The organism is Streptomyces clavifer (assembly GCF_036345975.1).
Classification (GTDB): domain Bacteria; phylum Actinomycetota; class Actinomycetes; order Streptomycetales; family Streptomycetaceae; genus Streptomyces; species Streptomyces clavifer.
Window position 1 is genome coordinate 5,480,591 of the sequence record NZ_CP107793.1, and the last position, 13,966, is coordinate 5,494,556.

Genomic DNA, 13,966 nt, shown 5'->3' on the forward strand with positions numbered 1-13,966 from the left:
CATGACTGCGATTTCTCTCGGAATGCCGGCCGTTCCGACCAAGCTCGCCGACCGACGCGTCACCCGTCAGATCCAGGTCGGGTCGGTGGCGGTCGGTGGGGATGCTCCCGTGTCGGTGCAGTCGATGACGACGACGCGTACGTCGGACATCGGTGCGACGTTGCAGCAGATCGCGGAGCTGACGGCGTCGGGCTGTCAGATCGTGCGGGTGGCGTGTCCGACGCAGGACGACGCGGACGCGTTGTCGACGATCGCGCGGAAGTCGCAGATCCCGGTGATCGCGGACATTCATTTCCAGCCGAAGTACGTGTTCGCCGCGATTGACGCGGGGTGTGCGGCGGTGCGGGTGAATCCGGGCAACATCAAGCAGTTCGACGACAAGGTCAAGGAGATCGCGAAGGCTGCCGGGGATGCGGGGACGCCGATCCGGATCGGTGTGAACGCGGGTTCCCTGGACGCGCGGCTGTTGCGGAAGTACGGGAAGGCGACGCCGGAGGCTCTGGTGGAGTCGGCGCTGTGGGAGGCGTCGCTGTTCGAGGAGCACGGGTTCCGGGACATCAAGATCTCGGTGAAGCACAACGACCCGGTCGTGATGGTGAACGCCTACCGCCAGCTGGCCGCGCAGTCCGACTACCCGCTGCATCTGGGTGTGACCGAGGCCGGCCCCGCGTTCCAGGGGACGATCAAGTCCGCGGTGGCGTTCGGTGCGCTGCTGTCGGAGGGGATCGGGGACACGATCCGGGTGTCGTTGTCGGCTCCTCCGGTGGAGGAGGTCAAGGTGGGTCTGCAGATCCTGGAGGCGCTGAATCTGAAGCAGCGGCGTCTGGAGATCGTGTCGTGTCCGTCGTGCGGGCGGGCGCAGGTGGATGTGTACAAGCTGGCGGATCAGGTCAGTGCGGGGCTGGACGGTCTGGAGGTCCCGCTGCGGGTCGCGGTGATGGGCTGTGTCGTGAACGGTCCGGGTGAGGCCCGTGAGGCTGATCTGGGTGTGGCGTCGGGCAACGGCAAGGGCCAGATCTTCGTGAAGGGCGAGGTCATCAAGACCGTCCCGGAGTCGAAGATCGTGGAGACCCTCATCGAGGAAGCCATGAAGATCGCCGAGCAGATGGAGAAGGACGGCATCGCCTCGGGCGAGCCCCAGGTCTCCATCGCGGGCTGACCCCGCCCCCACTGTGCCCCGCAGGGCCCCCTGCGGGGCACAGCCGTGTCCGCGGCGGGTTCCGCACCCCTACCCGTACGGACCGGCATCCCGTGCGGGCGGCGTCTCCCGGGCTTGTTGGGTACAGTGCGGAAATCAGCAGACCATATGGTGAGGCCCCCCAGTGTTGACGCAGACCACCACCCGGGTCCTCGACCCGAGCGAGCTCCCTGCCGCGCTCGCGATCCTCGAGAGCCAGCCCGTGGACAATGCGTTCGTGATGTCCCGCGTCCAGGTCGCGGGCCTCGACCCCTGGCGTCTCGGCGGCGAGATGTGGGGCTGGTACGCCGACGGCAGGCTGCGCTCGCTCTGCTACTCCGGCGCCAATCTCGTACCCATCTGCGCCACCCCCGAGGCCATCAGGGGCTTCGCCGACCGCGCCCGGCGGGCCGGGCGCCGCTGCTCGTCGATCGTCGGCCCCGCGGGCCCCACCGCCCAGCTGTGGCGGCTGCTCGAACCGAGCTGGGGACCCGCCCGCGAGGTCAGGCCCAACCAGCCCCTCATGGTCACCGAGAGCCCTTCCGCCGAGGTCGTGCCCGACCCGCTCGTCCGCCGTATCCGCAAGGACGAGGTGGCGGTGCTCATGCCGGCGTGCGTGGCCATGTTCACCGAGGAGGTCGGCATCTCCCCGCTCGCCGGTGACGGAGGGCTCCTCTACCAGGCCCGGGTCGCCGAGCTGATCGGCACCGGCCGCTCCTTCGCCCGGATCGAGGACGGCAAGGTCGTCTTCAAGGCGGAGATCGGCGCGGCCACCAGCCGGGCCTGCCAGATCCAGGGCGTCTGGGTCGCCCCCGAATTCCGCGGCCGCGGCCATTCCGAGACGGGCATGGCGGCCGTCCTGCGCTACGCGCTGGCCGATGTGGCACCGATCGTCAGCCTGTACGTCAACGACTACAACACCGCGGCACGCAGGGCCTACAGCCGCGTCGGCTTCCGCGAGACCGGTACGTTCATGAGCGTGCTGTTCTGACCGGGCGGCCCGGCCAGTAGGGTTCCGGCATGGCAGCAGCAACCCCCGCTTCCCCCCGGGGCTCCGGGGCCCCCGACTTCGTGGTCGGACCGCTCGACCTCGTCGCGCACGTCGACGAGGCACTCGCCGTCCAGGCCGTCGCCTTCGGCCTCTCCCAGGACGAGATCGACGTGCGCCGCCATATCGTGCTCAGGCACCTCGACCACCCGCAGGCCCGCGCCCTCGGCGCCACCACGCCCGCCGGCCGGCTCGTCGGATTCGTCTACGGCCTGCCGAACAACCGTGCGCACTGGTGGTCCACGGTCGTCGAGCCCTATCTGCGCGCGACCGGCTCCGAGCGCTGGCTCGACGACTCGTTCGTGATCACCGAGCTCCACGTGCACCCGGACTTCCAGCAGCGGGGCATCGGGCGCAGCCTGATCACCACCATCACGGACGCCGTCGTACAGCCCCGTTCGATCCTCTCCGCGATCGACACGGAGAGCCCGGCCCGCGGCCTCTACCGCGCCCTCGGCTACCAGGACCTGGCCCGGCAGGTGCTCTTCCCCAGCGCCCCCATGCCCTACGCGGTGATGGGCGCGCCCCTCCCGCTGCGCCGCCGCTGAACGAATCGATTTCCGCCCGCGCGGGGCGCCCGGCTAACCTCGGGCCCACCACCCTTCCGAGCAGGAGTTCATCATGGCCCAGGTCCAGCGCATGTCCCGATTGCTGATCAAGACACTGCGCGACGACCCGGCGGACGCCGAGACGCTCAACCACAAGCTCCTCGTCCGGGCCGGATACGTACGTCGCACCGCAGCCGGCATCTGGACGTGGCTCCCGCTCGGCAAGAAGGTCCTGGAGAACATCACCCGCGTCGTCCGCGAGGAGATGGACGCCATCGGCGGCCAGGAGGTCCTGCTGCCCGCGCTGCTCCCCAAGGAGCCGTACGAGGCGAGCGGCCGGTACGACGAGTACGGCGACCTGCTGTTCCGGCTCAAGGACCGCAAGGGTTCCGAATACCTCCTCGGCCCGACCCACGAGGAGATCTTCACCCAGGTCGTCAAGGACATGTGCTCGTCCTACAAGGACCTGCCCGTGATCCTCTACCAGATCCAGACCAAGTACCGCGACGAGGCCCGCCCCCGCGCCGGTGTGCTGCGCGGCCGCGAGTTCCAGATGAAGGACTCGTACTCCTTCGACACCACCGACGAGGGCCTCGTCGAGGCGTACCAGGCGCACCGCGCCGCCTACATCCGGATCTTCGACCGCCTCGGGCTCGACCACCGCATCGTCTCGGCCGTCTCCGGCGCCATGGGCGGCTCGGCATCCGAGGAGTTCCTGGCGCCCGCCCCGGCCGGCGAGGACACCTTCGTCGACTGCCCGGACTGCGACTACGCCGCCAACACGGAGGCCGTGACCTACAAGGCCGCCCCCGCCGACGGTTCCGCGACCGCACCCGTCGAGGAACTGGACACCCCCGACACCCCGACCATCGAGACCCTCGCCGCCCACCTCGGCGTCCCGGCCTCCGCCACCCTGAAGAACCTCCTGGTCAAGGTCGACGGCGAGATCGTGGCCGTGGGCGTGCCCGGCGACCGCGAGGTCGACCTCGGCAAGCTCGGCGAACACCTCGCCCCCGCCGTCGTCGAGCTCGTCACCGCCGAGGACTTCGTGGGCCGCCCCGACCTGGTGCGCGGTTACGTCGGCCCGCAGGGCCTGGAGAAGGTCCGCTACATCGCCGACCCGCGCGTCGCCCCCGGCACCGCCTGGATCACGGGTGCCAACAAGGAGGGCAAGCACGCGAAGAACGTCGTCGCGGGGCGCGACTTCGAGGTCGACGACCACCTCGACGTCGTCGTCGTCCAGCCGGGCGACCCCTGCCCCAACTGCGGCGCCGGCCTGCGGGTGGACCGGGCCATCGAGATCGGCCACATCTTCCAGCTCGGCCGCAAGTACGCCGACATCTTCTCCCTCGACGTCCTCGGTCAGCAGGGCAAGCCCGTCCGCGTCACGATGGGCTCGTACGGCATCGGCGTCTCCCGCGCGGTGGCCGCCCTCGCCGAGCAGACGGCCGACGACAAGGGCCTGTGCTGGCCCCGTGAGATCGCGCCGGCCGACGTGCACGTCGTCGCCGCGGGCAAGGCGCTCCAGACCGAGCTCGCCCTCGACGTCTCCGAGAAGCTCGGCGCCGCGGGCGTCCGCGTCCTGGTCGACGACCGCCCGGGCATCTCGCCCGGCGTGAAGTTCACCGACTCCGAGCTCATCGGCGTCCCGCAGATCCTCGTCGCGGGCCGGCGTTCGGCCGAGGGCGTCCTGGAGCTCAAGGACCGCCGTACGGGCGAGCGCGAGGAGCTCACCGTCGACGAGGCGATCGCCCGCCTGACCGCACGGAGCTGATCCGCACACAGCGGAACGCGCAGGGCCCCCCACGAGCTCGTGGGGGGCCCTCCGCGTTCCGTGCTACAGCCAGCCGGCGAACTCCAGCGCCATCTCCCCGTCCTGCCGGCGCCCCACCGACAGAGCGCGGGAGCCGGACTCCACGGCCCGGAAGAGCGTCCAGCCGCGCAGCCGGGCCTGGTCCACCTCCAGCGAGTCCGCCAGCTTCCTGACCCGGCGCCGTGCCGTCGCCGCGCCGCCCGGCGAGGCGATCAGGTCCTCCACCCGGTCACGCACCAGACGGGCCAGATCGTAGGCACGCTCGCCGACGAGCGGCTCGGGGCCGACCGCCAGCCACGGTGCCCGGTCGCCGGACAGCACCTTGCTCTGCCGGAAGTTGCCGTGCAGCAGCAGGAGTTCGGGGGAGTGCGCGACCAGTTCGTCACGGGCCTCGAGCGCCGAGGCGACCAGTGGTCCGAGCGCCGGGTCCGACTCCGCGGAGGCCCGCATCGGCCCCGTCCGCCGGGCGGTGCGCTCGGCGACCGTCTCGAAGGGATGACCGGCCGGCGGCTCGACCCACAGCCGCCGCACCGTGCCCGCGGCCTCCAGCAGGGCCTTGGCCTCGGGGAGGGAGCGCAGGGACACCTCGTGGTGCAGCCGCTCCAGCAGCAGGCCGGCGTCGGTGGCGTCGGGGGCCGCGGGGGCCAGCAGCTCCACCGCACCCCAGCCGTTCCAGTGGGCGAGCGCCGCCCGCTCCTGGGCGGGCGCGGCACCGGGCGGGGCGATCTTCAGGACGGCCGCCGAGCCGTCCGCCCGCGTCACCAGCAGGACGAGGCTGCTGCGCCCGCCGGGGGCGACCACCCGGTCGAGGGTGACCTCGTTGCCCTCGGCGGACAGCGCCTCGGCGGTGAGCGCGGGGAGCCGCTCGAGCCAGTCGGCGGCGTCGGCGTCCCCGCACGTCTCGCCGAGCGCTCGCACCAGACGCTGCGGCGGTTCGAAACCCATACGTGCCTTGTTCCCTTTCAGCATGTGCTTCAGCGCGTGACGCCCTCGGCGCCTGCCTCCGCCGTTCCGTCCGACGGATCGGCCGCGGCCTTCTCGGCGAGCCCCGGAAAGGCTACGCCGGTGCCGCGCCAGCGCACCGCACGCACGGCGGCCTCCCGGAGCGCGCCCGCGGCCTCCTGCCGCAGCGCGCCCCCGGCGGCCCGTACGAGATCGGAGTAGACGCCCGCGACCCGGTCCTCCAGCACGGCGGCGAGCCGCAGCGCGGCCGAGGGGTCCGGCACCGCGAACGGCAGAGCGTACGCGGCGTCCGCCGCGACCGGCGTACCGCCGAGGTCGCGCACGCTCCGCACCAGCGCGTCACGCCGGGCCCGGTGCGCGTCGTGGGCCGCCTTCGCGTCGGTGCGCCGTCCGCCCTCCAGCCGTCCGCCCAGCACCCCGTAGCCGTAGACCGCGGCGTGCTCGGCGGCCAGCGCCGCCTGCGCCGCGGGCAGGGGGCCCGACTCCTCGTCCTGCCCGGTGCCGTCCGTCATGACGAGGTCTCCTTGGCCAGCTCGGTGAGCAGGTAGGCATGGGCCGCACCGGCGGCCGCCACCGAGGCGAGCAGCCGGGCCAGCTCGGGTCCGGTCCTCAGCAGGGTGCCGGCGCGTTCGTCGGCGACCCGGCGCTCCTCCGCCGCCAGTTCCCGCAGGGCCGCCCCCGGGTCCGTGGGGGGTGCCGGGAGTGCGGCCGCCTTCGGGTCCTCGGCGGCCGGCTTCTCCGCCGCTCCTCCGGAGAACACCGTGGCGTGCTCCCGCACGGCGGCCCGCAGCGGTGCGAGGCCGGCCACCGTCGCAGGGTGGGCGGCCGCCACCTGTTCGTACCGGGTGAGCAGCGTGGTGCTGGCGCGTGCCGCGGCCGTCCGCAGGGCTGTCTCCGCACGCAGTGAGGCGGCCCGCGCGTCAGCGCTGGCGGACGCACGGCCCGCGCCGTCCCCGCCGCCGCACCCTGTCAGCACCGCGGCCAGGGCGACCGCTCCCGTACCGGCGAGCGCGTTCCTGCGCGTCGTCCCCGTGCGCCGCACTTGTCTCCTTCGACCTGGTTTCTGACAGATTCTGTCCCGAAGTGATCACCGCTGAGCGTACCCGCGGCCCGGCGGGAGGCGGACGGCAACACCCCTGCGGACCGGATACCCTTTGACCTGACACGCGACGATCCCCACAACAGCACACGCGGCCGAGGAGTCACCCGGATGAGCACCACCCAGAGCGAGAGGCTGCGCGGGCTGCTCGAACCGCTCGTCAGCGCCAGAGACCTGGATCTCGAGGAGATCGAGGTGTCCCGGGCGGGCCGCCGGGGGGTGCTGCGGGTCATCGTGGACTCCGAGGACGGCGTGGAGCTCGACACCTGCGCCGAGCTGAGCCGCACGATCTCCGCGGCGCTCGACGAGACCGACGCGATGGGCGACGGCGAGTACGTCCTCGAAGTGAGCTCTCCGGGCGCGGACCGCCCGTTGACCGAGCACCGCCACTACGTACGCGCCCTCGGCCGGCTGGCGAAGCTGACCCTGACCGACGGCGACGAGCTGGTCGCCCGCATCATCGCCGTCGACGACGAGGGGCTCGACCTCGAAGTGCCGGGCGTCAAGGGCCGCAAGCCCACGGCGCGGCGCGCCGCTTTCGCCGACATCGCCAGGGCGCGCGTGGAGATCGAATTCAACCGCAAGGACAAGAAGGAAGAGGAGGCGTAGCCGTGGACATCGATGTGAAGCTTTTGAAGGGCTTGGCGCAGGACAAGGAGATCCCCTTCGACGTGCTCGTCGGGGCGATCGAGTCGGCCCTCCTCATCGCGTACCACCGCACCGACGGCAGCCACCGCCGGGCGCGCGTGGAGCTGGACGCCAACGGCCACGTCACGGTGTGGGCGAAGGAGGACCCGGCCGACCTCGAGGAGGGCCAGGAGCCCAAGGAGTTCGACGACACCCCGTCCGGCTTCGGCCGTATCGCCGCGACCACCGCCAAGCAGGTCATCCTGCAGCGGCTGCGCGACGCCGAGGACGACAGGACGTTCGGCGAGTACGCCGGCCACGAGGGTGACGTCGTCACGGGCCTGGTCCAGCAGGGCAAGGACCCGAAGAACGTCCTCGTCGACATCGGCAAGCTGGAAGCGATCCTGCCCGTGCAGGAGCAGGTGCCGGGCGAGGAGTACACCCACGGCCTGCGGCTCCGCACGTACGTCGTCCGGGTGGCCAAGGGCGTGCGCGGCCCGTCCGTGACGCTCTCGCGGACCCACCCGAACCTCGTGAAGAAGCTCTTCGCCCTGGAGGTCCCGGAGATCGCGGACGGCTCGGTCGTCATCGAGGCCATCGCCCGCGAGGCCGGCCACCGCACCAAGATCGCCGTACGTTCCACCCGGGCCGGTCTGAACCCCAAGGGCGCCTGCATCGGCCCGATGGGCAGCCGTGTGCGCAACGTCATGGCCGAGCTGCACGGCGAGAAGATCGACATCGTCGACTGGTCGGACGACCCGGCCGAGATGGTCGCCAACGCCCTGTCGCCCGCGCGGGTGAGCGAGGTCGAGGTCGTGGACCTCGGCACCCGGTCCGCACGGGTGACCGTGCCCGACTACCAGCTGTCGCTGGCGATCGGCAAGGAGGGCCAGAACGCCCGCCTCGCCGCCCGGCTGACCGGCTGGCGCATCGACATCAGGCCGGACACCGAGACCGGTGCCGAGCGTGACATCGCCGACCGTGAGCGGGCCGAGCGCGCCCGGGAGCGGTCCCAGCGCGGCTGAATCCGTACGTCCGGGGGAGCCCGCTCCGGCGGCTCCCCCGGGTCTCCGAAGGAATAGATCGAGGCGCCACACCGCTGAGATCACGACAACATCCGTTCGATTCTTGCCCCCAACGGGTGAGGTCGGTACGGGGAGGTAGACTTAGACGTGTCTGGCCGGACGCACGCCCGCGCTTGCCCCGAACGAACCTGTGTGGGATGCCGGGAGCGGGCGGCCAAGAGCGAGCTGCTGCGCATCGTGGTGGACGAGGGTGAAGTCGTCCCTGATCCACGCGGTACGCTGCCCGGCCGGGGTGCGTACGTGCACCCGGTCTCCGCCTGTCTCGACCTGGCGGTCCGCCGCCGGGCATTCCCCCGGGCCTTCAAGGCCAAGGGGCCGTTCGATCCCGCGGCACTGCAGCGGTTCGTCGAGCGGGTGACACCGCAAGAAAAGTGAACGGCACGGGTCCCCGTGCGGTCAGGTACCTCGCGAGTTGGAAGTAGGTCGAGATTGCGATGAGCACTCGATGAGTACGCGATGAGTACGCCCATGAAGTAGCGACGGTCCGGCGGTAACCCGGACCTAAAAGGAGCGAAGTGGCTAAGGTCCGGGTATACGAACTCGCCAAGGAGTTCGGGGTTGAGAGCAAGGTCGTCATGGCCAAGCTCCAAGAACTCGGTGAATTCGTCCGTTCGGCGTCCTCGACCATCGAGGCGCCGGTCGTACGCAAGTTGACTGACGCACTGCAGGGTCCCGGTGGCAACGCCGGCAAGTCCGCTGCAAAGCCTGGCGCGCCCCGCAAGGCCGCCCCCTCGAAGCCCGCAGCGCCCTCCCCGGCCGCTGCGGCACGTCCCGCCGCTCCGAAGCCCGGCGTCCCGGCCCCCAAGCCGGCCGCCGCCGAGGCTCCGGCGAGCAGCGCCCCCGCGGCACCGTCCGCAGGCCCGCGTCCGGGTCCGAAGCCGGCGCCCAAGCCCGCTCCGGTCACCCCGGTGCCCGCCGCCGAGTTCTCGGCTCCGGAACCGGCCCAGCCGGCCGCACCCCAGCAGCCCCAGGCCCCGCGTCCCGCGGGTGCCACCCCGGGCCCCCGCCCCGCCCGTCCGGCTCCGGCCGGCGGTCAGCGTGACGGTGGCCGCGGTGGCGAGCGTGACGGCGGCCGCGGCGGCGAGCGCGGCGGCGACCGTCCGGCGCGTCCCGCGGGCCAGGGCGCACCCCGCCCCGGCGGCGCACGTCCGGCGGGTCCCCGTCCGGGCAACAACCCCTTCACCTCCGGCGGTTCCACCGGTATGGCGCGCCCCCAGGCGCCCCGTCCCGGCGGTGCCCCGCGTCCCGGCGGCGGTCAGGAGCGCCCCGGCGCCCCGCGCCCGCAGGGTGGTCCCGGCGGCGCCCCGCGCCCGCAGGGCCAGGGTGGCGCACGTCCGTCTCCGGGCGGCATGCCCCGTCCGCAGGCTCCCCGTCCGGGCGGTGCCCCCTCGGGTAACCGTCCGAACCCGGGCATGATGCCGCAGCGTCCCGCTGCGGGCCCGCGTCCCGGTGGTGGCCCCGGCGGCGGTGGCCGCGGTCCCGGTGCCGGTGGCGGTCGTCCCGGCGGTGCCGGCGCAGGTCGTCCCGGTGGCGGCGGCTTCGCAGGCCGTCCGGCCGGTCCCGGTGGTGGCGGCGGCGGCTTCGCCGGCCGTCCCGGTGGCGGCGGTGGCGCTCCCGGTCGTCCGGGTGGTGGCGGCGGCTTCGGCGGTCGTCCCGGCTTCGGTGGACGTCCCGGCGGCCCGGGTGCCCGTGGTGGCACACAGGGTGCGTTCGGCCGTCCCGGCGGTCCCGCGCGTCGTGGCCGCAAGTCGAAGCGGCAGAGGCGCCAGGAGTACGAGTCGATGCAGGCCCCGTCGGTGGGCGGCGTCATGCTGCCCCGCGGCAACGGGCAGGCTGTCCGGCTGTCTCGCGGTGCTTCGCTCACGGACTTCGCGGAGAAGATCAACGCGAACCCGGCGTCGCTCGTCGGCGTGATGATGAACCTCGGCGAGATGGTCACTGCCACGCAGTCCGTCCCCGACGAGACGCTGAAGATGCTCGCGGACGAGATGAACTTCGTCCTGGAGATCGTCAGCCCCGAGGAGGAGGACCGCGAGCTGCTCGAGTCCTTCGACATCGAGTTCGGCGAGGACGAGGGCGGCGAAGAGGCCCTGGTCTCCCGTCCGCCGGTCGTGACCGTCATGGGTCACGTCGACCACGGTAAGACCCGACTGCTGGACGCGATCCGCAAGACGAACGTCGTTGCGGGCGAGGCCGGCGGTATCACGCAGCACATCGGTGCGTACCAGGTCGGCGCCGAGGTCAATGGCGAGGACCGCAAGATCACCTTCATCGACACCCCGGGTCACGAGGCGTTCACCGCCATGCGTGCACGTGGTGCGAAGTCCACCGACATCGCGATCCTCGTGGTGGCGGCGAACGACGGTGTGATGCCCCAGACGATCGAGGCGCTGAACCACGCCAAGGCGGCCGACGTGCCGATCGTGGTCGCGGTCAACAAGATCGACGTCGAGGGTGCCGACCCGGTCAAGGTGCGCGGTCAGCTCACCGAGTTCGGTCTGGTGGCCGAGGAGTACGGCGGCGACACGATGTTCGTCGACATCTCCGCCAAGCAGGGCCTCAACATCGAGGCTCTTCTGGAGGCCGTCGTCCTCACCGCCGACGCCTCGCTCGACCTGCGGGCCAACCCGGAGCAGGACGCGCAGGGTATTGCGATCGAGTCCCACCTCGACCGCGGTCGCGGTGCCGTCTCGACCGTCCTGGTCCAGCGCGGAACGCTGCGCATCGGTGACACGGTGGTCGTCGGCGACGCGTACGGCCGTGTCCGGGCGATGCTCGACGACAACGGTCAGAACGTCCAGGAAGCGGGTCCGTCGACCCCCGTCCTGGTCCTGGGTCTCACCAACGTCCCGGGTGCCGGCGACAACCTCCTGGTGGTCGACGACGACCGTACGGCCCGTCAGATCGCTGAGAAGCGTGCCGCTCGTGAGCGCAACGCCAACTTCGCCCGCAAGGGTGTCCGGTTCTCCCTGGAGAACCTGGACGAGGCGCTCAAGGCCGGTCTGGTCCAGGAACTCAACCTCATCATCAAGGGCGACGCGTCCGGTTCGGTGGAGGCTCTCGAGTCCTCACTGCTCCAGCTCGACGTCGGTGAAGAGGTCGACATCCGGATCCTGCACCGCGGTGTGGGTGCGGTCACCGAGTCGGACATCAACCTGGCGACCGGCTCCGACGCCATCGTGATCGGCTTCAACGTGCGCGCCGCAGGGCGTGCCGAGCAGATGGCCGAGCGCGAAGGCGTGGACGTCCGGTACTACTCGGTCATCTACCAGGCGATCGAAGAGATCGAAGCGGCCCTCAAGGGCATGCTCAAGCCGGAGTACGAAGAGGTCGAGCTCGGCACGGCGGAGATCCGCGAGGTCTTCCGCTCGTCCAAGCTGGGCAACATCGCCGGTGTGCTGGTCCGCTCCGGCGAGGTCAAGCGCAACACCAAGGCGCGCCTGCTGCGCGATGGCAAGGTCATCGCGGAGAGCCTCAACATCTCCGGTCTGCGCCGCTTCAAGGACGACGTCACCGAGATCCGCGAAGGCTTCGAGGGCGGTATCAACCTCGGAAACTTCAACGACATCAAGATCGACGACGTCATCGCGACGTACGAGATGCGCGAGAAGCCGCGAGGCTGATCCACGGGGAACCCCGGGGGGTGACCCCCGGACTCTCCTGCACGGTCGGGGCCGGTCGACGGGTCGTATTTCCGTCGATCGGCCCCGGCCGTTCCGTGTACGGTTCGGGTGTCCCCGCCCAGTGACGGCGGGGCGTGGCTGTGCCAGTCCGGAGGGCGACCTCCGGACCCCCGAACCCGAACCGGCGGGACATCCGGACACACATGTATGTGGGGACACTGTCCTTCGATCTGCTCCTCGGCGACGTACGGTCGTTGAAGGAGAAACGCTCCATCGTCCGCCCGATCGTCGCCGAGATCCACCGCAAGTTCGCGGTGAGCGTCGCGGAGACGGGCGGCCAGGACCTCTACCGCAGGGCCCAGATCGGTCTTGCCGTGGTCTCCGGGGACACCGGACACCTCACAGACGTACTCGACCGGTGCGAACGCATGATCGCGGGCCGGCCGGAGGTGGAGCTGCTGTCCGTACGGCGGCGGCTGCACAACGACGAAGAAGATTGAGCACGTATCAGAAGGAGACGGACCAGTGGCCGACAACGCGCGGGCGAAGAAGCTGGCGGACCTCATCCAGGTGGTGGTCGCCGAGAAACTGCAGCGCGGTATCAAGGACCCGCGTCTGGGCACGCATGTGACCATCACGGACACCCGGGTCACCGGTGATCTGCGGGAGGCCACGGTCTTCTACACGGTCTACGGCGACGACGAGGAGCGGGCGTCGGCGGCGGCGGGCCTGGAGAGCGCCAAGGGCATCCTGCGCTCGGCGGTCGGTGCGGCGGCGGGGACGAAGTTCACCCCGACCCTGGCCTTCGTGGCGGACGCCCTGCCGGACAACGCCAAGGCGATCGAGGACCTCCTCGACCGGGCCCGGGCCTCGGACGCCAAGGTCCGGGAAGCCTCCTCGGGCGCCACGTACGCCGGTGGAGCGGACCCGTACCGCAAGCCGGAGGACGAGGACGAGAACGGCGAGGGTTCACCTTCCGCATGACGCAGAACAAAACGCCGGACGGCCTTGTCATCGTCGACAAGCCGTCCGGCTTCACTTCGCACGACGTCGTGGCCAAGATGCGCGGGATCGCCCGGACCCGGCGGGTCGGCCACGCCGGCACGCTGGACCCGATGGCGACCGGCGTCCTCGTGCTCGGCGTCGAGAGGGCGACGAAGCTGCTCGGCCACCTCGCCCTGACCGAGAAGGAGTACCTCGGTACGATCCGGCTCGGCCAGGACACCGTGACCGACGACGCGGAGGGCGAGATCACCTCGTCCACCGACGCCTCCGGTGTCACCCGTGAGGGCATCGACGCGGAGGTCGCCGCGCTGACCGGCCCGATCATGCAGGTGCCGTCGAAGGTCAGCGCCATCAAGATCGACGGCAAGCGCTCGTACGCCCGGGTGCGCGGCGGCGAGGAGTTCGAGATCCCGGCCCGACCGGTGACCATCTCGTCCTTCCGCGTCTACGACGTCCGCGAGGCGGTCGCCGAGGACGGCACCCCCGTGGTCGACCTGGTCGTCTCGGTCGTCTGCTCCTCGGGTACGTACATCCGCGCCCTGGCCCGCGACATCGGCGCCGGGCTCGGCGTCGGCGGGCACCTCACCGCACTGCGCCGCACCCGGGTGGGGCCGTACGGGATCGACGCGGCCCGGACGCTGGAGCAGCACCAGCAGGAGCTCACCGTGATGCCGGTGGCCGAGGCCGCCGCCTCGGCGTTCCCCCGCTGGGACGTCGACGAGAAGCGCGCCAAGCTGCTGCTCAACGGTGTCCGGCTCGACATGCCGGCGTACCCGCCGGGGCCGGTCGGGGTCTTCGGACCCGACGGGACCTTCCTGGTGCTCGTCGAGGAGCAGAAGGGCAAGGCCAGGAGCCTCGCCGTCTTCGCCTGAGGGACGGATCCACCGTGGAGCGGGCAGCGCCCCCGTGCCCGCTCCACGATCCCCCTCCCGCGACCATTCCTGTCCAGGCGGACGCGCCGATTCACCCCAATGGACG

At 71.5% G+C, this 13,966-nt stretch carries 14 protein-coding genes; 11 read left to right on the forward strand and 3 right to left on the reverse strand.

The features are described 5' to 3' along the window. The first annotated feature begins 1 nt into the window (after nt 1). From ispG to OG927_RS24170, 4 genes are all read left to right on the forward strand, one after another. Nucleotides 2-1,159 (forward strand): flavodoxin-dependent (E)-4-hydroxy-3-methylbut-2-enyl-diphosphate synthase, encoded by a 1,158-nt coding sequence (ispG, locus tag OG927_RS24155; protein ID WP_330320758.1) that lies wholly within the window; start codon nt 2-4, stop codon nt 1,157-1,159. 163 nt (nt 1,160-1,322) lie between these two features. Further along, nucleotides 1,323-2,168: a GNAT family N-acetyltransferase gene (locus OG927_RS24160; protein WP_199862719.1), complete on the forward strand. Its 846-nt coding sequence runs from the start codon at nt 1,323-1,325 to the stop codon at nt 2,166-2,168. Nucleotides 2,169-2,197: 29 nt separating this feature from the next. Beyond that, the gene (locus tag OG927_RS24165) at nt 2,198-2,773 is read left to right on the forward strand and encodes a GNAT family N-acetyltransferase (protein WP_056792826.1); all 576 of its coding nucleotides are present in this window, start codon (nt 2,198-2,200) and stop codon (nt 2,771-2,773) included. Nucleotides 2,774-2,846: 73 nt separating this feature from the next. After that, entirely contained in the window at nt 2,847-4,547 is a 1,701-nt protein-coding gene (locus OG927_RS24170) for a proline--tRNA ligase (protein ID WP_209469643.1), read from the forward strand. Between the two features lie 63 nt (nt 4,548-4,610). Here OG927_RS24170 and OG927_RS24175 read toward each other — a convergent pair whose 3' ends face one another. The 3 genes from OG927_RS24175 to OG927_RS24185 are packed head-to-tail and all read right to left on the reverse strand — an operon-like array spanning nt 4,611 to nt 6,591. Beyond that, the gene (locus tag OG927_RS24175) at nt 4,611-5,531 is read right to left on the reverse strand and encodes an aminoglycoside phosphotransferase family protein (protein ID WP_056792828.1); all 921 of its coding nucleotides are present in this window, start codon (nt 5,529-5,531) and stop codon (nt 4,611-4,613) included. A gap of 29 nt (nt 5,532-5,560) precedes the next feature. Next, entirely contained in the window at nt 5,561-6,061 is a 501-nt protein-coding gene (locus OG927_RS24180; protein WP_124281053.1) for a ferritin-like domain-containing protein, read from the reverse strand. Then, nucleotides 6,058-6,591: a hypothetical protein gene (locus tag OG927_RS24185; RefSeq protein ID WP_330320759.1), complete on the reverse strand. Its 534-nt coding sequence runs from the start codon at nt 6,589-6,591 to the stop codon at nt 6,058-6,060. Before OG927_RS24185 ends, OG927_RS24180 begins: the two co-directional genes overlap by 4 nt. A gap of 168 nt (nt 6,592-6,759) precedes the next feature. On the opposite strand from OG927_RS24185, the gene rimP reads away from it, so the two are divergent. From rimP to truB, 7 genes are all read left to right on the forward strand, one after another. Further along, nucleotides 6,760-7,257 (forward strand): ribosome maturation factor RimP, encoded by a 498-nt coding sequence (rimP, locus tag OG927_RS24190; RefSeq protein ID WP_124281051.1) that lies wholly within the window; start codon nt 6,760-6,762, stop codon nt 7,255-7,257. 2 nt (nt 7,258-7,259) lie between these two features. Further along, the gene (gene nusA, locus OG927_RS24195) at nt 7,260-8,300 is read left to right on the forward strand and encodes a transcription termination factor NusA (protein ID WP_056792832.1); all 1,041 of its coding nucleotides are present in this window, start codon (nt 7,260-7,262) and stop codon (nt 8,298-8,300) included. 147 nt (nt 8,301-8,447) lie between these two features. Further along, nucleotides 8,448-8,735 carry a YlxR family protein gene (locus OG927_RS24200; RefSeq protein WP_079099298.1) on the forward strand — a complete coding sequence of 96 codons (288 nt, stop codon included), beginning with the start codon at nt 8,448-8,450 and terminating at the stop codon, nt 8,733-8,735. A 140-nt stretch (nt 8,736-8,875) separates the two neighbouring features. Further along, nucleotides 8,876-11,983: a translation initiation factor IF-2 gene (gene infB, locus OG927_RS24205; protein ID WP_079099299.1), complete on the forward strand. Its 3,108-nt coding sequence runs from the start codon at nt 8,876-8,878 to the stop codon at nt 11,981-11,983. Between the two features lie 203 nt (nt 11,984-12,186). Next, the gene (locus OG927_RS24210; RefSeq protein WP_056792835.1) at nt 12,187-12,483 is read left to right on the forward strand and encodes a DUF503 domain-containing protein; all 297 of its coding nucleotides are present in this window, start codon (nt 12,187-12,189) and stop codon (nt 12,481-12,483) included. Nucleotides 12,484-12,508: 25 nt separating this feature from the next. After that, nucleotides 12,509-12,967 (forward strand): 30S ribosome-binding factor RbfA, encoded by a 459-nt coding sequence (rbfA, locus tag OG927_RS24215; protein ID WP_056792836.1) that lies wholly within the window; start codon nt 12,509-12,511, stop codon nt 12,965-12,967. After that, nucleotides 12,964-13,860 (forward strand): tRNA pseudouridine(55) synthase TruB, encoded by an 897-nt coding sequence (truB, locus tag OG927_RS24220; RefSeq protein ID WP_056792837.1) that lies wholly within the window; start codon nt 12,964-12,966, stop codon nt 13,858-13,860. Before rbfA ends, truB begins: the two co-directional genes overlap by 4 nt. Nucleotides 13,861-13,966 lie beyond the last annotated feature (106 nt).

Bases quoted from the DNA above. Each gene is read 5' to 3' on its own strand.
- ispG (WP_330320758.1), top strand. From the start codon at position 2: ATGACTGCGATTTCTCTCGGAATGCCGGCCGTTCCGACCAAGCTCGCC.
- OG927_RS24165 (WP_056792826.1), top strand. From the start codon at position 2,198: ATGGCAGCAGCAACCCCCGCTTCCCCCCGGGGCTCCGGGGCCCCCGAC.
- OG927_RS24170 (WP_209469643.1), top strand. From the start codon at position 2,847: ATGGCCCAGGTCCAGCGCATGTCCCGATTGCTGATCAAGACACTGCGC.
- OG927_RS24175 (WP_056792828.1), bottom strand. From the start codon at position 5,531: ATGGGTTTCGAACCGCCGCAGCGTCTGGTGCGAGCGCTCGGCGAGACG.
- OG927_RS24180 (WP_124281053.1), bottom strand. From the start codon at position 6,061: ATGACGGACGGCACCGGGCAGGACGAGGAGTCGGGCCCCCTGCCCGCG.
- rimP (WP_124281051.1), top strand. From the start codon at position 6,760: ATGAGCACCACCCAGAGCGAGAGGCTGCGCGGGCTGCTCGAACCGCTC.
- OG927_RS24210 (WP_056792835.1), top strand. From the start codon at position 12,187: ATGTATGTGGGGACACTGTCCTTCGATCTGCTCCTCGGCGACGTACGG.
- truB (WP_056792837.1), top strand. From the start codon at position 12,964: ATGACGCAGAACAAAACGCCGGACGGCCTTGTCATCGTCGACAAGCCG.